We start from the raw sequence: 21,911 nt of genomic DNA on the forward strand, positions 1-21,911 counted from the left end.
TGCCAGCGACGCCTCTCAGGGGTCAGCGGCGCACCACGCCTGGCAGCACGCAGAGCATTTCGAACAACAGGTTGGCACCGAGCAGCGAGGTGTTGCCGGTGGTGTCGTAAGGCGGGGAGACTTCGACCAGGTCACAGCCGATCAGGTCCAGGCCGTGGCAGCCGCGAATGATCTCCATCGCCTGGATGGTGGTCAAGCCGCCGATTTCCGGAGTGCCGGTGCCTGGGGCCCAGGCCGGGTCGATACCGTCGATGTCGAACGACAGGTACACCGGGCCGCCACCGACTTTTTCACGCACTTCGGCCATCAGGGGCTCCAGCGACTTGTGCCAGCACTCTTCGGCCTGGACCACGCGGAAGCCCTGGCGACGGCTCCAGTTGAAGTCGTCGGCGGTATAGCCCTGTGCACGCAGGCCGATCTGCACCACGCGGTCGCAATCGAGCAGGCCTTCTTCCACGGCGCGACGGAAGGTGGTGCCGTGGGCGATCTTCTCGCCGAACATGTGGTCGTTGACGTCGGCGTGGGCGTCGATGTGCACCAGGCCGATCTTGCCGTGCTTTTTGTGCAGGGCGCGCAGGATCGGCAGGGTGATGGTGTGGTCGCCACCCAGGGTCATGGGGATGACGTTGTGCTCGACGATCTCGTCGTAGGCTTCTTCGATGATGCGCACGGCGTCAAGCAGGTTGAAGGTGTTGATCGCCACGTCACCGATGTCGGCGACCGACAGCGAATCGAAGGGCGCGGCACCGGTGGCCATGTTGTAAGGGCGGATCATCACCGATTCGGCGCGGATCTGCCGTGGGCCGAAACGGGTGCCAGAGCGCAGCGAGGTGCCGATGTCCAGGGGCACGCCGATGAACGCGGCGTCCAGGCCTTGGGCACTTTGCAGGTGGGGGAGACGGAGCATGGTGGCGATGCCGCCGAAACGCGGCATTTCGTTGCCGCCCAGTGGTTGGTGGAGAACTTTGTCCACGGTGGGCCTCATCAGTCGGTCGATTGTTTTGTTTGTTCGAACCTGTGCCGCCGCGCGCCTTGAGTGGGGTTTTGCCGGCGGGCAGGGACATTTCGGCCAAGTCTGCTGAAGGTAGTGCCCGGGAAAAATCGCTACCGGCAAATACTTACTTCAGGAATTTCTAAACTAAAGGCCGTCGTAGCGGTTAGACTGCGCGAAAATACTCCTGCGGAACCGTTGCACCATGGCCTCGACCTTGCCCGACCTGAAACTGCTGCGCATCTTCATCAGCGTGGTGCGCCACCAGGGCTTCGCCAATGCACAGCGCGAGCTCAACCTGTCGACGTCGGCCATCAGCACCTACATGAGCCAGCTCGAAGGCGCGCTGGGCATTGTCCTGTGCCATCGCGGGCGCGGCGGTTTCAGCCTGACCAGCAAGGGCGAGTTGTTCCATCAGGAGACCTTGCGACTGCTGGCCGAGCTCGATGGCTTCGAGCAGTACGCCGCAGCGCTCAAGGGCGAGTTGCGCGGCACGCTCAACCTTGGCGTGATCGACTCGACGGTCGGCGACCGGGCGCTGCCGTTGGCCGAGGCCATCGGGGCCTACAGTCAGGAGCATCCCGCCGTGCACTTGCACCTGTCGGTGTCCAGCCCCTATGAGCTGCAGCTCGGGGTGCAGGACAACCGCCTGGACCTGGCCATCGGCGCGTTCTCCTCACGCATGAGTGGTCTGGTCTACCAGCCGCTGTACCGTGAGCAGCACTGGCTGTACTGCAGCAGCCGTCACCCGTTGTTCGTCGAGCGGCGTATTCCAGAGCCGGTGGTGACCCAGCAGCGCATGGTCGGGCGCGGCTACTGGAGCCAAGCGGAACTGGCCAGGCATGGCTTCAAGCACAGTGCGGCGACGGTGGAGAGCATGGAGGCGCAGCTGATCCTGATCCTGTCGGGTGCCTATATTGGCTACCTGCCCGAACATTACGCTCAGGCCTGGGTCGACAAAGGGGATCTGCGGGTGCTTTCTCCGTCTACTTTCGGCTATCAGGCGCCATTTTCGTTGATCATTCGCCGGGGGCGGAGTCGTGAACCGTTGATTCAGACCTTTCGCGATCTGCTGAAAAGCCAGCTCAATGTTGGCTGATTCACTGTGTGGGGCATTGCGTCTGCATCGGCTATTAGATCGAGCGCCGCCCGCGCGGCGCATCGCGGATAAATCCGCTCCTACATTTGTTGCAACGTACCTATGTCTGATGGGCCATGGTTGCCAGCCTTGTTGGTTCGACGCGATTTTTGGGTTGGCACGGGGCTCACCGCGATTTTGCGTCGGGCGCCAAAGGCGGACAACCATGGCCTGACAGGCCATGGCACGTTGCAACAAATGTAGGAGCGGATTTATCCGCGATGCGCCGCGCGGGCGGCGCTCGGTCTGATAGGCGACACCGCATTCGAGCCGAACCCCGCAGCCCCCCGCTCTGTGGCAAACTGCGCCGGGTAAGGAGAACCCCATGCCAAGACCCCGCTGCGAGCGCTGCCAGCGCCCGCTCGACCACTGCCTCTGCCCACTGATCCCCTCGCTCGACAGCCGCACCCGCGTCGTCCTGCTGCAGCACCCCAGTGAAACCGCCCATGCCCTGAATACCGCCCGCCTGGCCGCACTTGGCCTGGTGAATGCCGAGTTGCGCATCGGCGAAGTGTTCGAAGACCTCGGCGAGCTGCTGGCCACGCCAGGTTATCGGCCTGTGCTGCTGTTCCCGGGCGATCACGCCCAAGTACTGACGGCCTATGGCGAAGCGGACGACACGCCATTGCTATTGATCGTCCCCGACGGCACCTGGCGCAAAGCGCGTAAATTGTTGTACGTGAATCCGTTGCTGGAGGCGCTGCCGAGGGTCACGCTGGCGCAGATCGCACCGTCACGCTACCGCCTGCGCAAGGCGCCGGAGCCGGGGGCGGTGTCAACCATCGAGGCGGTGGTGCAGGCGTTGAATGTATTGGAGCAACCGGTGAATTTCGACCACTTGCTGCGGCCATTCGAAGCGCTGATCGAGACGCAGATCGCGGCCATGGGAGAAGAGACATTCAAGCGTAACCATGGGGACAACTGATCCAGAGTATGGATGTTCACTTGTTCCGGTGCCCTGCAGGTCTTTTCCGGCAGCAAGGTAGCTCTGGCATCAGTAGGTTCGACTCTTTGCCCTTGCCAAGGAAGAGTCGATGCCCAGTTCCCGTTGCGAGCGCTGCAAGCGACCGCGTGCCCATTGCTTGTGTGCCCATGTGCCTAACCTCGACAGCCGTACCCGGGTGTTGATCCTGCAACATATCAGGGAAAAGTCCCATGCTTTGAATACCGCCCATCTGGCTGCCTTGGGCCTCGCCAACGCCCAATTGCACGTTGGTGTGGTGTTCGAGCAACTTGACCGCTGGCTGGCAACCCCCGGTTATCAGCCGGTTGTGCTATTTCCTGGTGATCAGGCGCAGATACTCAGTAGCGCTCCCCCTGCCGAAGACCTGCCGCTGCTGCTCATCGTGCCAGACGGCACCTGGCGTACTGCGCGCAAATTGCTGCAGTTGAATCCGCAACTGCAGGCATTGCCCAGAATGATGCTGCAAGTAAAGCAACCGTCACGCTATCGCTTGCGCAAGGCGCCGGCGCCAGAGGCGCTTTCTACCATCGAAGCTGTGGTGCAGGCGTTGAATGTGCTGGAACAACCGGCGTGTTTCGATGAGTTGCTACGGCCATTCGAAGCGTTGATCGAGGGGCAGATCAGAGCCATGGGAATAGAAACGTTCGAACGAAATCATGGCGAATCTGGTACGGCCTAATCGCCGGCAAGCCGGCTCCCACAGGTACAGCGCCGTTCTCGCGAACCGCGGTGAACCTGTGGGAGCCGGCTTGCCGGCGATAGGGCCGGTGATGACAACTCAGCGCTCGCGTAATGCCTCGGTCCTGGCCTTTAGGACGGGCTTGAGCAGGTAATCCAGCACACTCTTCTGCCCGGTGATGATATCCACCGTGGCCACCATCCCCGGGATGATCAGCAGCGGCTTGTTATCCCCACCCAGGTGGTTCTTGTCGGTCCGCACCTGGATCAGGTAGAACGCATTGCCCTTGTCATCGGTGACGGTGTCGGCACCGATCAACTCAAGCTTGGCTTTCAACCCGCCATAGATGGTGTAGTCATAGGCACTGAACTTGACCATCGCCGGTTGTCCCGGGTGCAGAAACGCCACATCCTGCGGCCGCACCTTGGCCTCGATCAGCAGGTTGTCCTCGATCGGCACGATCTCCACCAGGTCGCTGCCCGGCTGCACCACGCCGCCGATGGTGTTGACCTTGAGCAGCTTGACGATACCGCGTACCGGCGACACCACCGTGGTGCGGTTGACCCGGTCGTCGATGGCGATGCTGGTGGCGGTGATCTTCGACAGCTCCGTGCGCTTCTCGTTGAGATCCTTGGCCGCGTCCGAGCGGAAACTCGCATCGGACTCCTGGATCTTGCTGCGGATCTCCGCCACCGCCGCCTCGGCGCGGGGGATGGCCAGGCTGGTGGCGTTGAGCTGGCCGCGGGCTTCGACCGTCCGCTGCTTGAGGCGCAGGATCTCCACCGGCGAAACGGCACCCTTGCTCACCAGCGGCGCTGACATGTCCAGCTCCTGCTGCAGCAGGCCAACAGCGGAGCGATATTGCTCGACCTTGGAGCGAAATTCGGCCAGTTCTTGGGTCTTCTGGCGCAGCTGTTCGTTGAGGGTCTGCTTTTCACTGGCCAGCCGGCGCTGGCGCGAGTCGTAAAGGGCGGTCTCGTCCTCGGCCACCTGGGGGGCCTTGGCGCGCACTTCGTCGGAGAGCACGAAGGGGCGGCCTTCGGATTCTGCTGACAGCCGCTCCACCTGGGCGGTCAAGGCATAACGATCGGCTTCGCTTTCGCCCTTGTTGGACTTGAATCGGGTGTCGTCCAGGCGCAACAGCGTGGCGCCTTTTTCGACCATTTGCCCCTCGCGTACGAAAATCTCGGTCACGATGCCGCCTTCAAGGTTCTGCACCACCTGCACCTTGCTCGACGGGATCGCCTTGCCTTCGCCAACGGTCACTTCGTCGAGCACCGCCAGGCTGGCCCAGGCCAGCGCCACCAGCAGCAGTGCCGCCGCCAGCCATACGGTCAGGCGCGACAGGCGGGGCGAATCCTGCAGGGTGGCACCGGCCAGTTCCGGCATGTAGTCGCGCTCGGCGCGCTTGTCGGAGCCTGTGTGGGAGCTGCGCACGCTATGGCTTGGGTTCATGGCCTAACTCTCATAGAACAGCACATAACGGATTGACCCAGCGGGGCCGGTTGTGGGAGCAACTGTCTTGCTCAATGTCTAAAAGCTGACGCGATTCGTGTGGGAGCCTTTCGGCATCAGCATTACAACGCCGCGCCAATGCGGCCCTTGCGCAGGGCGTCGATGACGGCATCCTTCGGCCCGTCGGCGACGATCTTGCCGTTGTCCAGCACCAGCAGCCGGTCCACCAGATTGAGCATCGAGGTGCGGTGGGTGACCAGCAGCAGGGTCTTGCCCGGCACCCAGGTCGACAGGCGCTGGCGCAGCTGCTCTTCGCTGCTGTTGTCCATATGGCTGGTGGGTTCGTCGAGGATCAGGATCGGCGGCTCCAGCAGCAGCGCGCGGGCCAGTAGCACGGCCTGGCGCTGGCCGCCGGAAAGCAGCTGGCCGCGCTCGCCCACCGGGCGGTCGAAGCCGTGCGGGTGCTGCCGGGCCAGCTCGCTGACGCCGGTCAGTTCGGCCACTTCGAGCATGCGCGCATCGCTGACGTGGCGGGCGCCCAGGATCAGGTTGTCGCGCAGGCTGCCGGCCAGCAGCGGCAGGTCGTGGGCGACATAGCCAAGCTGGCTGCGCAGGTCGGCGATATCCAGTTGGCGCAGGTCGAGGTTGTCCAGCAGGACCTGGCCTTCGTCAGGGTGATGGAAACCCATCAGCAAGCGGCCCAGGGTGCTCTTGCCCGAACCGCTGCGGCCGATGATGCCGATGCGCTCGCCGGGCTTGATCGTCAGGCTCACGTCCTGCAGTGCCGGGCTGGTTTGCCCCGGGTAACGGAAGCTGACATGGCTCAGGGCCAGGCCGCCCTTGAGCGTGGTGTGCTCCAGGGCCTGCTGCTCGGTCTGGCGTTCCTGGGGCAGGGCCATCAGCGCGTCGGTACTGCGCATGGTCAATTGCGCCTGCTGGTAACGGGTGATCAGCCCGGCGATCTGGCCAAGCGGTGCCAGCACGCGGCTGCCGAGCATGTAGCTGGCGACCAGGGCGCCGACGCTGAGGTTGCCGGCGATGATGCTGTACACCCCGGCGACGATGGTCGCCATGCCGCAGAACTGCTGGATGAACAAGGTGCCGTTGCTGGCCAGCGACGACAGGTTGCGGGCGTGGGCGTCGAGCCGGGCGATGGCGCCGTTGGTGTGTTCCCACTGGTACTGGCGCTCGCTCTCGGCGCCGCAGGCCTTGAGGGTTTCCAGGCCGCCGAGGGTTTCGATCAACAGCGCCTGGCGTACCGCGCCGAGGCTCAGGCTCTTTTGCACGGTATCGCGCAGGCGTGCCTGGATCAGCAGGGCGAAGCCCACCGCCAGCGGGAAGGCGATCAGCGGGATCAGCACCAGCCAGCCGCCCAGCAAACCGATCACCAGCAGCATGAGGGCAACGAACGGCAGGTCGATGATGCTGGTCAGGGTCACGGCGGTAAGGAATTCGCGCAGGCCCTGGAAGTCATGGATGCTTTGGGCGAAGCCGCCGATGGTGGCGGGCTTGGCCTTCATGGCCATGCCGGTGATGCGTTCGAACAGAGTGGCGGAGAGGATCAGGTCGGTCTTCTTGCCGGCCTGGTCCAGCAAATGGGCGCGGACCATGCGCAGCACCAGTTCGAAAGCGGTGCCGATGAACAGGCCGGCGACCAGCATCCACAAGGTCGACAGCGCCTGATTGGGCACGACGCGGTCGTAGGTCTGCATGACGAACAGCGGCACCATCAGGCCCAGCAGGTTGATCAGCAGGCTGGCCAGCAGGGCATCGCCGTACAGCCAGCGGGAATGGCGCAGGGTGTCGCGGAACCAGGCGTCGACCCGTGGCAGCAACGGCGAGCGCAGGTTCTCCAAGGTATGCCGTGGCCGTGCGAACAGGGCATGCCCGGTGTAGGCCTGGGCCAGCGCCTCGCGTTCGATCCACTGCTCGCCACCGCCGGCCTCGCAGGGCAGGATCAGCGCCCGGCCATCTTCACCCCAGCGCTGCAGCACAGCGCTGCGGCCATCGTTGAGCAGCAGCAGCACGGGCAGGTTGAGCGCGGAGATGGCATCCAGTTCACGCGCCAGCACGCGCCCTTGCAAGCCGGCACGGGCCGCCGCCCTGGGCAGCAGGTCCGCGCTCAGGCGCTGCTGGGCCAAGGGCAGGCCGCTGCTGAGGCTGGTGCGGCTGGCCGCGCAGCCATGCAGGCGGCACAGGATCAGCAAGCCATCGAGCAGCGGGTCATCGACATCGGGGCGCGGCTGCGCGCTTTGCATACTGGTCACGATGAACTACTCCCGCCTCGGTGGATGGGGTGTGACGCCTGGCGCTTAGCGCATGTCGGGCAGCTTCGCCTGATTGCGTACTTCACTCTGGGCGATGGCTTCCGGTGGCAGCGAGATGCGTTGTTTGCTCAGCAGCTCACCCATGGTCGCCAGCACCCGGTACATCGAGTACTCCTCGGTGTAACGCACTTCGGTGTAGCGGCGGTTGGCGTTGTACAGCTCGTTTTCGCTGTCGAGCACGTCGAGCAGGGTTCGCTGGCCGAGGCCGAACTGGTCCTGGTAGGCCGCACGCACGCGTTGGGTGGTTTCGGCGTATTCGCGGGCGGTCGGGGTTTGCTTGCGCGCGTTGTTCATGGCGTTCCAGGCCAGGCTGAGGTTTTCGGTCAGCTCGCGCAGGGCGTTGTTGCGGATGTCCATGGCCTGGTTGATCTTGTGCGCGTCGGATTGCAGGCGGGCCTTGTCGCTGCCACCCCGGAACAGGTTGTAACTGAGTTCGACGCCGGCTTGCCAATCGTTGTTGCTGTGGCCTTTCTCGCCGCCGATGTTGTTGTTGGCGCCCGTGGCCAGCACGGCATCCAGTCGCGGGTAGAAGGGCGACTTGGCCACTTCGTACTGCTGCTCGGCGGCGTTGACGTCGGCCTGGGCCGATTTCAGGTAAGGGTTGTTTTCCAGCATGCCCTGGCGCGCCAGGTCGAGGCCGGTAGGCACTTCGCCCTTGATGGTGACCGGGGTGTCCAGCTCGTCGGGCATGCGCCCGACGACGCTGTAGAAGTTGGCTTCGGCGTCGGCCAGGTCGACTTCGGCGGTATCCAGGTTATTTTCGGCCAGCGCGCGACGGGCACGGGACTGGTCGAGGTCGGCGGTGCTGCCGACCCCCCGCTCGCTGCGCAAGCCGATCTGGTCGTTGACCCGCAGGTGGGCTTGCAGGTTGTTCTTGGCCAGGGTCACCAGCTCGCGGCGCTTGAGCACTTCGAGGTACACCTCGATGGCGCGCAGGGCTACGGTTTCGGCGGTGGCCTGGGTGTAGTAGGCGCGCGAATTGACCACGGCTTCGGTGCGGCCGACTTCATTGGGGGTGTTGAACCCGTCGAACAGCATCTGCCGCAGGCGCAGCTCCGACTGGGTGTAGTTGAGGGTTTCCTTGTTGTGGTCGGTGGTGCCGTCGGGGTTCAGGCGGCGGGTGTTGATGTTGTCCGAGCGCTGGCGGCCATAGCCGGCAACCAGGTCGACCGATGGGTAGTACCCGCCACGCGCGAATTTCACATCTTCGTCCGCCGACAGCCGGTTGTTACGGCTGGCGCTGATTTCCGGGTGATGGTCCACGGCGTTCTGGACGGCTTCGCTGAGTGACATCGCCTGAACGTTGGCGCACGCCATGGCCAACAGAATTGCGCTGGTGATGGGGTTGAATACGCGCATGGGGTACTTCTCCCTGATCTCAAAAGTTCCTGCGTTCGCCAAAAAAATGACGATATTTATTGTTCAAACCGTTTCATGTTTGTAACAACAGAGCTAAGAACATTTAACGCGCGAGCTAAGAAGATTTCTTCATAAATCCTATGCGAAAAAAAACTTATGCGGTCTATCGAAACCAAGACATTGTTTCATTCAAGTAAATTTGGAAGCCGCTGGAAGACGCGGTTTTCAAGCTTCCGAGAGAGTTCCAGATTTTTTACGGCTAAGGACGCGGGATGAAGTGGTGAAAGCGGAATTTGGCGACAAAAATTTGGCAGATTTTGATGGCCAAATTACATTAGTCCTATCGCCAAAGTAGTAGCTTGAGAGAACGATTCTCACCGTTGAGACAGTCGCAACTCCAGGCGCTGCCGCCCCACCCGCGATTTCACTGGCTGAACAAGCCAGTCGGTTAGGGGAGGCGTGTGTCATGGCGAAGTTGGTCGGTGTGGTCAGCAAGGTGATTGGTCAGGTTTATGCCGTTGGCAGTGACGGTAGCCGCCGTCCCTTGATCGAAGGTGATCGCCTGTTCGCGGGCGAGCAGTTGCAGACCGGTGCCGCCGGCGCGGTGGCCGTGCACTTGCAGAGCGGCGCCGAATTGACGCTGGGGCGTGACAGCAGCCTGCAGATGACCCCGGACCTGCTGGCCAGCCAGGCCACCCCTGCACAGGTCCAGGACGGACCACCAAGCCAGGCGCAACTGAGTGATGTGGAACGCATCCAGCAGGCGATTGCCGCGGGTGCCGACCCCAGCGACGTGGGTGAAGCGACTGCTGCCGGGCCCACTGGTACCGGCGCTCCGGGCGCACTGGGCGGCGGGCACAGTTTCGTGATGCTGAGTGAAGTGGGGGCCCATGTCGATCCGGTGGTGGGCTTCCCGACGGCGGGTTTCAATGGCATCCCAGAGCTTGCCAATCGCTATGTCGGTGACCTGCGAAACGACCAGGGCAGCAACCTGCCAGGCCCAGGTATCGACAATGGCGGCGATGGCAACGGAGAGGGCACCGGGCCCGACGGCGGCTTGCCACCTGGTCAGCCCAATCCGCCCGGCGATCCCACCCCCCCTGTCGACCCCAATCCCCCTGTCGACCCCAATCCCCCTGTCGATCCCAATCCCCCTGTCGATCCCAATCCACCCGTGGACCCCAATCCTCCGGTGACACCTGTCGACCCAGACCACCCGGTTGAATTGCAGCTCACCCCCGGTGGCTCGGAGCTGAACGAGGCCAACCTGCCCCTGGGTTCGGCGAGCGACCCAGCGGCCCTGACCCAGCACGGCAGCTTCACCGTGCTGGCGCCGGACGGTGTGTTCAACCTCAGCGTGGGTGGCATCAACGTGGTGACGGGCGGTGTGGTTACTGGTGTTGGTCAGTCGATCACCACGGGCCTTGGCAATACCCTGGTCATCACGGGCTTCGACCCGGCAACCGGCGTAGTGACCTACAGCTACACCCTGACCGGTGCCGAGCAGCATGCCGATGGCGCCGGAACCAATTCGCTGAACGAATACCTGCAGGTATTGGTCAGCGACAGCGACGGCGATGTGGCCCAAGGCTCGCTGCAAATCAGCATTCGCGACGACGTGCCCAGGGCCGTGGATGACAGCAACCCTGTCAACGCCAGCGAGCAGCACACCGAGTTGACCGGCAACGTGCTGGGCAATGACATCCAGGGTGCCGACCGGGTACCGGGAGGCCCGGTGATCGCCGGCACCTACACCGGCGCTTACGGTACGCTGGTGCTGGCCGCGGACGGCACCTACACCTACACCCTGAACACCAGCGACCCGGGCTTCAAGCACCTGGGCGGCGGCGGACATGGGGTGGAAACCTTCACCTACACCATCAAGGATGCCGACGGCGACACCAGTAGCGCGACCCTGACCCTGAACATCAGCAACCTCGACGACGGGGTGCAGATCGATGGCCTGGACACGCAAGGTGGCCGCCTGACCGTCTACGAGAAGAACCTGCACGACGGCAGCGCACCCGATGCCAGCGCCCTGACCCAGCAAGGCACGTTCAAGGTCACTGCGCCAGACGGCCTGCAGAGCCTGAGTGTGGGTGGCATCAGTGTGGTCAGCGGTGGCGTGGCGGTGGGCTTCCCGCAATCGATCGTCACCCCTGAAGGCAACACCCTGACGATTACCGGCTACGACCCCGGCACCGGCGTGGTGAGCTACAGCTACACCTTGCTGGACAACGAACAGCACCCCGCCGGCGAGGGCAGCAACGTCATCACCGAGCAGTTCCAGGTGATCGCCCAGGATATCGACGGCAGCCAGGCCACTGGCAGCGTGCAGGTGACCATCGTCGACGACCTGCCGCAGGCTCATGACGATTACGTCAGCGTGGCCAAGGGCGATGTGGTACGCGGCAACGTGATGTACAACGACGTGGTCGGTGCCGACACCCGCAGCGACGGCCAGTATGTGGTCGGCGTGCGTGCCGGCAACGACACCTCGACCTCGGCCATCGGTCAGTTGAACATGCAGGTCAACGGCCAGTACGGTTACCTGACCATCGACGCCCAGGGCAACGCCGAGTACCACGCCAACCCCAATATCGCTTCGCCTCGCGATGCGCTCGACACCTTCGTCTACACCATCCGCGATGCCGACGGCGACGAGAGCACCACCACCATCACCATCAACGTGCACAACTCGTTGATGGCCTGCGATGACCGTGACGTCACGGTTTACGAGAAGGCGCTGGACCTGCACAAGGACGGCAATGACCTGGCCGCAGGCACCGTCACCGGTAGCGACCCTGGTTCGACCGGCGAAACGGCCACCGGGACACTGGCCGCCAGTGGCGGTGTCGGTGCGCTGACCTACAGCCTGGTCGGCAATGCCGTGGGCCAGTACGGTCAGCTCCATCTGAACGCGGATGGCTCCTACACCTACACCCTGACCTCACCGGCGAACTCGCCGACCCATGCCAGCGACGGTGCCAATACCGTCTCGGAAACCTTCACTTACCGGGTCGAGGACGCGCTGGGCAACTGGACCACCAGCACCATCACCGTCACCATCGTCGACGACGTGCCGCAGGCCCATTGCGACTACGCCAGCGTCGGCAAGGGCGACGTGGTGCGCGGCAACGTGATGGACAACGACGTGGTCGGTGCCGATGTTCGCCATGACGGCCAGTACGTGGTCGGCGTGCGCGCCGGCAACGATACGTCGACCTCGGCCATCGGTCAGCTGAACATGCAGGTCAACGGCCAGTACGGTTACCTGACCATCGATGCCCAGGGCAACGCCGAGTACCATTCCAACCCCAACATCGCTACGCCCAGGGATGCCATCGACACGTTCGTCTACACCATTCGCGATGCCGACGGCGACGAGAGCACCACCACCATCACCATCAATGTGCACAGCGCGTTGATGACCTGCGAAGACCACGACGTCACGGTCTACGAAAAGGCGCTGGACACGTACAAGGATGGCAACGACCTGGCCGCCGGCAGTGTCACGGGCAGTGACCCGGGCTCTACCCAGGAGACCGCTTCCGGCACCTTGGCCGGTTCGACCAGTGGCGGGGTCGGCGCGCTGACCTACAGCCTGGTCGGCAATGCCATGGGCCAGTATGGGCAAATTCACCTCAATGCCGACGGCTCCTACACCTACACCCTGACCTCGCCGGCCAATTCGCCGACCCACGCCAACGATGGGCCTAACACGGTGACCGAAACCTTCACCTACCAGGTGCAGGATTCGCTCGGCCACTCGACCACCAGCAGCATCGTCATCACCATCGTCGACGACGTGCCGACAGCCAACAGCGATTTTGTCAGTGTCGGCAAGGGCGACGTGGTGCGCGGTAACGTGATGCACAACGACGTGGTCGGTGCCGATGTTCGCCATGACGGCCAGTATGTGATCGGTGTGCGTGCCGGCAGCGATACCTCGACCTCGGCCATCGGCCAGCTCAACATGCAGGTCAAAGGTCAGTACGGCTACCTGACCATCGATGCCCAGGGCAACGCGGAGTATCACTCGAACCCCGATGCCGTGGCACCGCGCGATGCGCTCGACACCTTCGTCTACACCATTCGCGATGCCGACGGCGACGAGAGCACCACCACCGTCACCATCAACGTGCACACCCACTCGCTGCAGCCCTGCACCGACGGCGGCGTGGCGGTCTACGAGAGCGCCCTGGACCTGCACAAGGACGGCAACGACCTGGCCGCCGGCAGCGTCACGGGCAGTGACCCGACCTCGCCCCGCGAAACCGCAAGTGGCAGCCTGGTCGGACAGGTCGCAGGGGGCGTCGGGGCCTTGACCTACACCCTGGTCGGTAATGCGGTGGGCCAGTATGGCCAGATGCACCTGAACGCGGACGGCTCCTACACCTACACCCTGACATCGCCGGCGAACTCGCCGACCCATGCCAACGATGGCGCCAATACCGTCACGGAGTCCTTCACCTACCGCGTGGAGGACACGGTGGGCAACTGGACCACCAGTACCGTGACCATCACCGTTGTCGATGACGTGCCGCAGGCCCATTGCGATTTCGTCAGCGTGGGCAAGGGCGACGTGGTACGCGGCAATGTGATGTACAACGACGTGGTCGGTGCCGATGTTCGCCATGACGGCCAGTATGTGATCGGTGTGCGTGCCGGCAGCGATACCTCGACCTCGGCCATCGGCCAGCTCAACATGCAGGTCAAAGGTCAGTACGGCTACCTGACCATCGATGCCCAGGGCAACGCCGAATACCATTCCAACCCCAATGCCGTGGCACCGCGCGATGCACTCGACACCTTCGTCTACACCATTCGTGATGCCGATGGCGACGAGAGCACGGCGACCGTGACCATCAATGTCCACGACCACTCGCTGAACCCTTGCGGCGACGGTGGCGTGGCGGTGTACGAGAAGGCGCTGGACTACTACCAGGACGGCCATGACCTGGCGGCTGGCAATGTCAACGGCAGTGACCCTTGCTCGACCGCTGAAACCGCGACCGGCAGCCTGGTCGGACAGGTCGGTGGTGGCGTGGGGGCGCTGACCTACACCCTGATCGGCAGCGCCGTGGGTCTGTACGGGCAGATCCATCTGAATGCCGATGGATCCTACACCTACACCCTGACGTCGCCGGCGAATTCACCGGTGCATGCCAATGACGGTGCGAACACGGTAACCGAGTCCTTCATCTACCGCGTTGAAGACACGGTAGGGAACTGGACCACCAGCACCGTCAACATCACCATCGTCGACGACGTACCGCAGGCCCATTGCGATTTTGCGAGTGTCGGCAAGGGTGGCGAGGTCAGTGGCAACGTGCTGAGCAACGACGTGATCGGCGCCGACGTGCCGAGCGACTGCGGCTACGTGGTCGGTGTGCGCGCCGGCAGCGATACCTCCACCTCGGCCATCGGCCAGCTCGGCACCCACGTGTATGGGCAGTACGGCTACCTCACCCTGGATGCCAGGGGCAATGCGGTCTACCACTCCGACCCCAACGTCGCCGCGCCGCGTGATGCGATCGACAAATTCGTCTACACCCTCCGCGATGGCGATGGCGACGAAAGCACCACGACCATCACCGTCAATGTGCATGACTACTCGATCTCCGGGTGCAGTGATGGCTATGGACGGGGGCAGGAGCGGGTGGTCGAGCGCGGCGCATTCAGCTTCGATGCCAGCAGCATGACTGCAGCGCTGGTGGTGCTGGGTTACCTGGGGGCGATGGGCAGCGCTCAGGGCAGCGCTGAAGAGGTGTTCACTGTCAGCCTGCGCAAGGGTGAAACCTTGCAGCTGAACCATGACCAGCACGATGGCAATGTGCTGATGGAATGGAAGGACGGTGGTGGCAGCTATCAGGCCATTGCGGCTGGCGACAGCTTCACGGCCAGTCACGACGGGGTGTACAGCATTCAGTTGAGCACCCCGGCGGCTGCCAGCCAGGTGGGGGAAAGCGTCAGGCTGAGCCTGGTCCTCGACTACGCCAATGCGCAACAGCCGGCCTCGCATGACGGTGGTGCCAGTGAGCATGGCGCTGCAGGCCTCTCCAGCGCGATGGATGTCGCGTCGCAGGAAAGCCATGAGCCCACTCATCAGGGGGCACATGACACGGCCACCTTCGTCCAGGCCAAGGGCGCAGTGACCGTCGACCTGAGCCACGAAGGGGCGCAGGACACCGGAGGTGCAGGCATCCAGACCTTGAATGGCATTCATAACCTGATCGGTTCGGACTACGGCGACACCTTGATCGGCGATAGCCACGACAACCTGATCGACGGCGGCAAAGGCAACGACATTCTGATCGGTGGGGCAGGCAACGACACCCTGACGGGGGGCAGCGGCAACGACACCTTCGTCTGGCAGAAAGGTGACAGCGGTCATGACACGGTCACCGACTTCACGCCGGGTAGCGACAAGCTTGACCTGTCGCAGCTGCTGCAGGGCGAGCACGCCACGGCGACGTCGCTGGACGATTACCTGCACTTCAAGGTCAGCGGTGCGGGAACCAATGTGGTGTCGACCATCGAGGTCAGCAGCACGGCAGGCGCGGCACCGGTACAGACCATCGACCTGGCGGGTGTGGATCTGGCCCAGCATTACGGGGTGACGGCGGGGGCGGGTGGGGTGATCTCGGCGGGGCATGACACGGCGACCATCATCAACGGGATGCTCAATGATCATTCGTTGAAGGTGGATACGGTGTGAAGCTAATGGCCCTATCGCCGGCTTGCCGGCGATAGGGCCAGTGCAGACAACGCAGCTCAGCCAGGCCTGCGCAAGGTCTTCTGCTTGAGGATGTACAAGCTCACCAGCACCGCACTGGTGAGCATGAACGCCCGCGCCCAGAACAGCGGCACCAGGTAGCAGGACAGGCCAATGCTCGCCCACATCAGCCCGATGGCGTAGACCTTGCCTTTGAGCGGAATGCCCTCGCCACTCAAATAGTCACGGATCCACGGCCCAAGTCTTGGGTGGTTGACCAGCCAATGGTGAAAGCGGGGCGAGCTGCGAGCGAAGCAGGCGGCCGCCAGCAGCAGGAAGGGGGTAGTGGGCAACACCGGCAGGAAGATCCCCAGCACCCCCAGCGCGACGCTGAGCCAGCCGATGGCCAGCAACAGGTAGCGCACGGCCGACTCAGTGGTGGCGTGGCTTGAGCAGCGCCGGCTTCTCGTCAGGGGCGTGCAGCAGCAGGAACAGTGCGCTCAGCGCCTCGGGGATCTGCACGATCATGTCGTCCTGCAGGTTGGCATTGCTGGCGATGTCGGCGAACTCTGGCTGCTCGTCGAACAGGCCCGAGCCAACCATGATCGGCAGCAGCATCTCGCTGACTTCCTCTTCGGCGTTCTCGAACCAGGCTTCCTCGCGCAGGAACACGCCTTCCATGAAACCGATGCACCAGCCGCGCAGGTCGGAATCGTCCGGCTCGTCGGTCAGGTCCAGGTCGCAGGGCAGGTCGAATTCTTCGTCGCTGGCCAGCTGGCGGGCAATGTGGCCCTTCAGTGCTACCAGGGTCGCTTCGATCTCGGTGCGCTGGGCATCGCTGGCGTAATGGGGCTCTTCGGCGAACAGCGCGTCGATCCATTCACGCTCGGGGACGTCTTCCGAGCAGATCGACAGCGCGGTCAGGTAGCCGTGGGCGGCGACGTAGTCCAGCGCTTCTTCGTGCAGCTCATCGGCGTCGAGGAAGGCTTGCAGGCGGGTCAGTTGCTCGGCGAAGGACATTACAGGGCTACCTTGGGGGAATAAACGATAGTGAATTCTAGCACCTTGCAGCGACGGCGGTGCAAAGGGAACGTCTGTCACCCGGGCATCCTGCGTGAAGCGGCACTGCGGTATACTCCGCGATTTTTCATGCAGGGGCGGGGTTTCCCGGCCATCTGGCAAAAGCCGCTTACGCATTTGGCGTGTGCGGAGCGGTTTTTTCGTCCAGCCTGTGTCCAGGATGGTACGGCGATTTGGAGTTGCACATGCTCGAACAGGCTCAGCGCGTTCTCAAGGATATCTTCGGCTACGACAGTTTCCGTGGGCGCCAGGCAGCGATCATCGAATGCGTGGCCAGCGGCGGCGATGCGCTGGTGCTGATGCCCACTGGCGGTGGCAAGTCGTTGTGCTTCCAGGTGCCGGGGTTGCTGCGCCCGGGGCTGACGGTGGTCGTGTCGCCGCTGATCGCGCTGATGGACGACCAGGTCGCCACGCTGGACGAGCTGGGCGTCGCCGCCGCGGCGCTGAACTCCACCCTGAGCGCGGAGCAGCAGCGCGACCTGGCCGGGCGCCTGCGCCGTGGCGAAGTGAAGATGCTCTACCTGGCGCCGGAGCGCCTGGTGCAGCCACGTATGCTGGAGTTCCTGCGCGAGATGGACATCGCCCTGTTCGCCATCGACGAGGCCCACTGCGTGTCGCAATGGGGCCACGACTTCCGGCCTGAATACCTGCAGCTCGGCCAGTTGGCCGAACTGTTCCCGCATGTGCCGCGTATCGCCCTGACCGCGACGGCCGATATGCGTACCCGCGAGGAGATCGTCCAGCGCCTGCACCTGCAGGGGGCCGAACGCTTCCTGTCGAGTTTCGACCGGCCGAACATCTTCTACCGCATCGTCCCCAAGGAGTCGCCGCGCAAGCAGTTGATGGCCTTCCTGGGCGAGCGCCGTGGCAATGCCGGCATCGTCTACTGCCTGTCTCGCAAGAAGGTCGACGAGACCGCGGCATTCCTCTGCGAGCAAGGCTTCCCGGCGTTGCCCTACCACGCAGGCCTGGCCGCTGAAACGCGTGCCGCCAACCAGCACCGCTTCCTCAATGAAGAAGGGCTGATCATGGTCGCCACCATTGCCTTCGGCATGGGGATCGACAAGCCCAACGTACGTTTCGTCGCCCACCTCGACCTGCCCAAGTCGCTGGAAGCCTACTACCAGGAAACCGGCCGTGCCGGCCGTGATGGCCTGCCATCCGACGCCTGGATGGCCTACGGCCTGCAGGACATGGTGATGCTCAAGCAGATGCTGCAGAACTCCGAGGGTGACGAGCGCCACAAGCGCATCGAGCAGCACAAGCTCGACGCTATGCTGGCCCTGTGCGAAGAGACGCGCTGCCGCCGGCAGTCGTTGCTGGCCTACTTCGACGAGGTGCTCGAGCAGCCGTGCGGGCATTGCGACAACTGCGTCGACCAGATCCAGACCTGGGACGCTACCGAGCCTGCACGCCAGGCATTGTCGGCGGTGTTCCGCACGGGGCAGCGTTATGGCGTGGGTCACCTGGTCGATGTACTGCTGGGCAAGGACACCGAAAAGGTGCGCAATTTCGGCCACGAGAAACTCTCGGTATTCGGCGTCGGCAAGACGCTCGCCGAGGTTGAATGGCGTTCGTTGTTCCGTCAGCTGGTGGCGCGCGGCCTGGTCGACATCGACCTGGAAGGCTACGGCGGCCTGCGCCTGTCCGACAGCTGCCGGCCACTGCTGCGTGGCGAGGTCACCCTGCAGCTGCGCCGCGACCTCAAGCCGCAGACCGTGGCCAAGGCGTCCTCCAGCGGCGGCAGCCCGGCCAGCCAGCTGGTGCGGGCCGAGGAGCGCGAACTGTGGGAGGCCCTGCGCACCTTGCGGCGCAAGCTGGCCGAGGAACACAGCGTGCCGCCTTACGTCATTTTCCCCGACTCCACCTTGCTGGAGATGCTGCGCAGCCAGCCCACCAGCCTCAGCGACATGGCCCAGGTCAGCGGTGTGGGCGCACGCAAGCTGGAGCGTTACGGCCAGGCCTTCCTCGAAGTGCTCAACGGTGCCGGTGGCACCGAGGAGGCCCCGAAAGTGGTGCTCGACCTGCGCCACGAGCTGGTCAGCCTGGCCCGCGCCGGCATGACCCCCGCGCAGATCGCCGGTCAGCTCAACTGCAGCGAGAAGAACGTCTACAGCCTGCTGGCCGAAGCCATCGGCCGTCGGGAACTGAGCCTGGATCAGGCACTGGATCTGCCGGAAGACTTGCTGATGGAGGTGCAGGATGCCTTCCTCGATGGCGAAGGGGAGCTGCCGCCGGTGTCGGCCATTGCGCCCCTGTTCGGCGCTCGGGTACCGGACGGGGTGCTGCACTGCGTGCGCTCAGCATTGGCGGCGGAATTCGAGTTGTGATTGAAGACATTTCGGACATCTACTGACCTGAGACACCCTTTTTGACGAATATCGGCCGTTTGTGAGGCGCCCAGCCTTGCCTGATGGCACGGGACATGGTTAGCTGGCTAATAATTAGTTCTAGTCCATGAGTTACTTATGCCCCTGACCGACAACCAACACCGCTTTGGCATGCAGCTGGCCCAGATGTCCCGGGGCTGGCGTGCCGAACTGGATCGCCGCCTGGCTGGGCTCAACCTGTCCCAGGCGCGCTGGCTGGTGTTGCTGCACCTTGCCCGTTTCGAAGAGGCGCCCACCCAGCGCGAACTGGCCCAGAGTGTCGGCGTCGAAGGCCCGACCCTGGCGCGCCTGCTCGACAGCCTGGAGAATCAGGGGTTGGTGCGCCGCCAGGCGGTGCTGGAAGATCGCCGCGCCAAGAAGATCCTGTTGTGCCCGCCGGCCAAACCGTTGATCGAGCAGATCGAGACCATTGCCAATGCCTTGCGCCTGGAGCTGTTTACCGGGGTGGACGAGGCGGATCTGCAGGTGTGCATGCGGGTGCATGCGAAGATTCTGGGCAACCTGGAAAAAACCTGAACCTGCAACGGCCCAATCGCCGGCAAGCCGGCTCCCACAAGGATCGCACCGAGCCCTGTGGGAGCCGGCTTGCCGGCGATTGCGATCTAAAAGGTATGCCCCAGGTTCAGATACACCGCCTGCTCATGCGCGCTGTTGGCGCCATAACTCAGGTTCAGCGGCCCCAACGGCGTTTCCAGCCCCAGGAAGATGCTGGCCGCATTGATATAGCCACTGTCGAATTCGTTGTCGTTGTTCCAGACCCGCCCACGCTCCAGCGAACCCCCGATATACAGCGGGAAGTCCAGTGGCACGTAGGCGCGCGGTGTCAGGCGGCGGTAGTAGACCATGCGCATCAGGCTCAGGTTTTGCCCTGATACCGAATCCTGGCGGAACCCCGACAGCTCCCGTGCACCACCAATCACGAAGCTCGACGTCACCACATCGGTTTCGTCCAGCGTGCGTCCATAGCGTCCACCGACTACCCAGGTGTTCGGCCCGCTGCTGAAGGCCTTGTCCAGATTGAACAGCCATTGTCGGTACGCGTTGTCGGAGTCCAGCGACTTGTCGTACTTGCGCAAGGTCAGGCCGATGTCCTCGCCACTGTGCGGGAAGTACACGTTGTCGAGGGTGTCGAACGAATATTTCAGCTCATAGAAGCCTTCGTTGAAACTGACCTTGGGCAGGTCCTGGTCACCGATGCGCACCTCGGCTTCGCCCCAGGCCTTGCCGGCCCCCAGGCGCACTTCGCCATAGGTGCCGATCTGCCGGCCGAAGTTGAGGCCGAAACCGTAGCGTTCCAGCCGGTATTCGGCGATCGGGTCGTCGTCCAGGGTCGCTTCGATGTTTTGTGAGCTGAAGTCCAGATAAGGTGCGATGAAATAACGCGAGCCAACGTCCAGCGGCTGGTAGAACTCGCTGTACAGTTCTTGCTGGTCACCGATCTGCGCGCGGGTGAGCCACTCGGCACCAAGCTCGTTGATGCCATTGACCCGGTAGCTGGCGCCCAGGTTGAAGGCGCTGTCACCGCGCAGGTCATCCGACAGGTTCAGGCCCAGACGCAGGAAATCGGTGCCGCTGCGCTTGCCACGGGCGTTGATCACCAGGGTGTTGTCATCGCCTTTATGCACCACGCGGTATTGCACCCGGTCGAAGTAGTCCAGGCCATACAGGGTACCCATGTCAGTCTGCAGGCGATCGAGTTCCAGCGGCTCGCCAATTGGCTGGCGGATGTAGTAACGGATCACGTCGTCACTGACCTTGGAGTCGTTCTCCACCCGAATGGCGGTGATCACGGGCGTGCGCTGGCGTGGCGAACGCGCCACCGCAAGCTCTGCATCGCCTTCGGGTTGGCGAAGGGCGGCCAGGCGTGGTTCGAGCAGCTGCGCGGCGCGGTAGCCGGCTTCGATCATGTCGTGGGCACGGCCGAAATCGGTGACGCCGAAGGCCGCCAGCTGCGGTTGGATAAGGATGTCGTCGCGGTGCAGGCTGGCCAGTTGCTCCTCGGAATTGCGCCGGGTCATCAGGGTGATCGACTGGTTGAGCACATCGACCACCGTGGCCAGCTGCTTGCGGTCGCGCAGCGGTGTACCGATATCGACCACGATGGCAAGGTCAACGCCCATGTCGCGGGCCACATCCACGGGGATGTTGTCGACCATGCCACCGTCCACCAGCAGACGGCCATCCAACTCTACCGGCGCGAACACCGCCGGGATCGACATGCTGGCGCGGATCACCTGGGGCAGGTGACCCTTGCGGAACACCACTTTCTCGCCACTGGCGATGTCGGTGGCCACGGCGCGAAAGGGGATCGGCAATTTGTCGAAGTCGCGGGTGTCGGCGGTGTGGGCCAACTTGCTTTCCAGCAGCAGGGCCAGGTTCTGGCCCTGGATCACACCCAGCGGCAGGCCGAGGCTGCCGTCATCGCGAAAGCTCAGCTTCTGCTTGACCAGAAAGTCGCGGTCATCCTGCTTGCGCCTGAACGGTACGTCCTTGCGCGGCGGTGCGTCGGACAGCGCCTGTTGCCAGTCGAGCGTGGTGGCCAGTTTCTCCAGCTCCTCGACGCTGTAGCCGGAGGCATACAGCCCGCCAACCACCGCGCCCATGCTGGTGCCGGCGATGGCATCGATGCGCACGCCCTGTTCTTCCAGGGCCTTGAGCACGCCAATATGGGCCAGGCCCCGGGCAGCACCACCGGAGAGCACCAGGCCGACCTTGGGGCGGACTGGCTCGGCGGCGAGCACGGTGATGGAGGTGAGCGTCAGCAGAAGGCAGAACAGCAGGCGGTGCATCGTGAGTCTCAAAACCTGGGC

13 protein-coding genes are annotated in these 21,911 nt (G+C 63.6%); 6 read left to right on the plus strand and 7 right to left on the minus strand.

Translation table 11 applies throughout. The features are described 5' to 3' along the window. Positions 1-22 precede the first annotated feature (22 nt). Entirely contained in the window at positions 23-973 is a 951-nt protein-coding gene (speB, locus tag ACIPZG_RS03125) for an agmatinase (RefSeq protein ID WP_008090804.1), read from the minus strand. 223 nt (positions 974-1,196) lie between these two features. Here speB and ACIPZG_RS03130 point away from each other — a divergent pair, with 223 nt between their 5' ends. From ACIPZG_RS03130 to ACIPZG_RS03140, 3 genes are all read left to right on the plus strand, one after another. Beyond that, positions 1,197-2,090, plus strand: coding sequence for a LysR family transcriptional regulator (locus ACIPZG_RS03130; protein ID WP_400641677.1), 894 nt, complete (start codon positions 1,197-1,199; stop codon positions 2,088-2,090). Between the two features lie 364 nt (positions 2,091-2,454). Beyond that, on the plus strand, positions 2,455-3,054 hold the full coding sequence (locus ACIPZG_RS03135) for a tRNA-uridine aminocarboxypropyltransferase (RefSeq protein WP_400710099.1): 600 nt from the start codon (positions 2,455-2,457) through the stop codon (positions 3,052-3,054). A gap of 109 nt (positions 3,055-3,163) precedes the next feature. Beyond that, on the plus strand, positions 3,164-3,772 hold the full coding sequence (locus tag ACIPZG_RS03140; protein WP_400710101.1) for a tRNA-uridine aminocarboxypropyltransferase: 609 nt from the start codon (positions 3,164-3,166) through the stop codon (positions 3,770-3,772). Between the two features lie 99 nt (positions 3,773-3,871). Here ACIPZG_RS03140 and ACIPZG_RS03145 read toward each other — a convergent pair whose 3' ends face one another. The 3 genes from ACIPZG_RS03145 to ACIPZG_RS03155 all read right to left on the minus strand — a co-directional run bounded on the left by ACIPZG_RS03145 (position 3,872) and on the right by ACIPZG_RS03155 (position 8,913). After that, complete coding sequence (locus tag ACIPZG_RS03145) at positions 3,872-5,227, minus strand: HlyD family type I secretion periplasmic adaptor subunit (protein ID WP_400710104.1); 1,356 nt, start codon at positions 5,225-5,227, stop codon at positions 3,872-3,874. 122 nt (positions 5,228-5,349) lie between these two features. Further along, the gene (locus tag ACIPZG_RS03150; RefSeq protein ID WP_400710870.1) at positions 5,350-7,485 is read right to left on the minus strand and encodes a type I secretion system permease/ATPase; all 2,136 of its coding nucleotides are present in this window, start codon (positions 7,483-7,485) and stop codon (positions 5,350-5,352) included. A 54-nt stretch (positions 7,486-7,539) separates the two neighbouring features. After that, a complete protein-coding gene (locus ACIPZG_RS03155; RefSeq protein ID WP_400710107.1) occupies positions 7,540-8,913 on the minus strand; it encodes a TolC family outer membrane protein in 1,374 nt (457 codons plus the stop codon). A gap of 466 nt (positions 8,914-9,379) precedes the next feature. On the opposite strand from ACIPZG_RS03155, the gene ACIPZG_RS03160 reads away from it, so the two are divergent. Beyond that, positions 9,380-15,634 (plus strand): retention module-containing protein, encoded by a 6,255-nt coding sequence (locus ACIPZG_RS03160; RefSeq protein ID WP_400710110.1) that lies wholly within the window; start codon positions 9,380-9,382, stop codon positions 15,632-15,634. Positions 15,635-15,690: 56 nt separating this feature from the next. Here ACIPZG_RS03160 and ACIPZG_RS03165 read toward each other — a convergent pair whose 3' ends face one another. Both ACIPZG_RS03165 and ACIPZG_RS03170 read right to left on the minus strand, forming a co-directional pair. Further along, a complete protein-coding gene (locus ACIPZG_RS03165; protein ID WP_008091853.1) occupies positions 15,691-16,056 on the minus strand; it encodes a YbaN family protein in 366 nt (121 codons plus the stop codon). Positions 16,057-16,063: 7 nt separating this feature from the next. Next, positions 16,064-16,651, minus strand: a complete 588-nt coding sequence (locus ACIPZG_RS03170; RefSeq protein ID WP_012315632.1) for a YecA family protein — start codon at positions 16,649-16,651, stop codon at positions 16,064-16,066. Positions 16,652-16,896: 245 nt separating this feature from the next. On the opposite strand from ACIPZG_RS03170, the gene recQ reads away from it, so the two are divergent. Continuing rightward, complete coding sequence (gene recQ / locus ACIPZG_RS03175; RefSeq protein WP_400710113.1) at positions 16,897-19,041, plus strand: DNA helicase RecQ; 2,145 nt, start codon at positions 16,897-16,899, stop codon at positions 19,039-19,041. Between the two features lie 138 nt (positions 19,042-19,179). Further along, positions 19,180-19,617, plus strand: a complete 438-nt coding sequence (locus ACIPZG_RS03180) for a MarR family transcriptional regulator (protein ID WP_008091847.1) — start codon at positions 19,180-19,182, stop codon at positions 19,615-19,617. A gap of 86 nt (positions 19,618-19,703) precedes the next feature. On the opposite strand, the gene ACIPZG_RS03185 is transcribed toward ACIPZG_RS03180, so the two are convergent. After that, complete coding sequence (locus tag ACIPZG_RS03185) at positions 19,704-21,890, minus strand: patatin-like phospholipase family protein (protein WP_400710115.1); 2,187 nt, start codon at positions 21,888-21,890, stop codon at positions 19,704-19,706. Between the last annotated feature and the right edge of the window lie 21 nt (positions 21,891-21,911).

Source organism: Pseudomonas sp. NPDC089395, from assembly GCF_044749525.1.
Lineage (GTDB): Bacteria > Pseudomonadota > Gammaproteobacteria > Pseudomonadales > Pseudomonadaceae > Aquipseudomonas.

Bases quoted from the DNA above. Each gene is read 5' to 3' on its own strand.
- ACIPZG_RS03140 (WP_400710101.1), top strand. From the start codon at position 3,164: ATGCCCAGTTCCCGTTGCGAGCGCTGCAAGCGACCGCGTGCCCATTGC.
- recQ (WP_400710113.1), top strand. From the start codon at position 16,897: ATGCTCGAACAGGCTCAGCGCGTTCTCAAGGATATCTTCGGCTACGAC.
- ACIPZG_RS03135 (WP_400710099.1), top strand. From the start codon at position 2,455: ATGCCAAGACCCCGCTGCGAGCGCTGCCAGCGCCCGCTCGACCACTGC.
- ACIPZG_RS03145 (WP_400710104.1), bottom strand. From the start codon at position 5,227: ATGAACCCAAGCCATAGCGTGCGCAGCTCCCACACAGGCTCCGACAAG.
- ACIPZG_RS03185 (WP_400710115.1), bottom strand. From the start codon at position 21,890: ATGCACCGCCTGCTGTTCTGCCTTCTGCTGACGCTCACCTCCATCACC.
- ACIPZG_RS03130 (WP_400641677.1), top strand. From the start codon at position 1,197: ATGGCCTCGACCTTGCCCGACCTGAAACTGCTGCGCATCTTCATCAGC.
- ACIPZG_RS03170 (WP_012315632.1), bottom strand. From the start codon at position 16,651: ATGTCCTTCGCCGAGCAACTGACCCGCCTGCAAGCCTTCCTCGACGCC.
- ACIPZG_RS03155 (WP_400710107.1), bottom strand. From the start codon at position 8,913: ATGCGCGTATTCAACCCCATCACCAGCGCAATTCTGTTGGCCATGGCG.
- ACIPZG_RS03160 (WP_400710110.1), top strand. From the start codon at position 9,380: ATGGCGAAGTTGGTCGGTGTGGTCAGCAAGGTGATTGGTCAGGTTTAT.
- ACIPZG_RS03150 (WP_400710870.1), bottom strand. From the start codon at position 7,485: ATGCAAAGCGCGCAGCCGCGCCCCGATGTCGATGACCCGCTGCTCGAT.
- ACIPZG_RS03180 (WP_008091847.1), top strand. From the start codon at position 19,180: ATGCCCCTGACCGACAACCAACACCGCTTTGGCATGCAGCTGGCCCAG.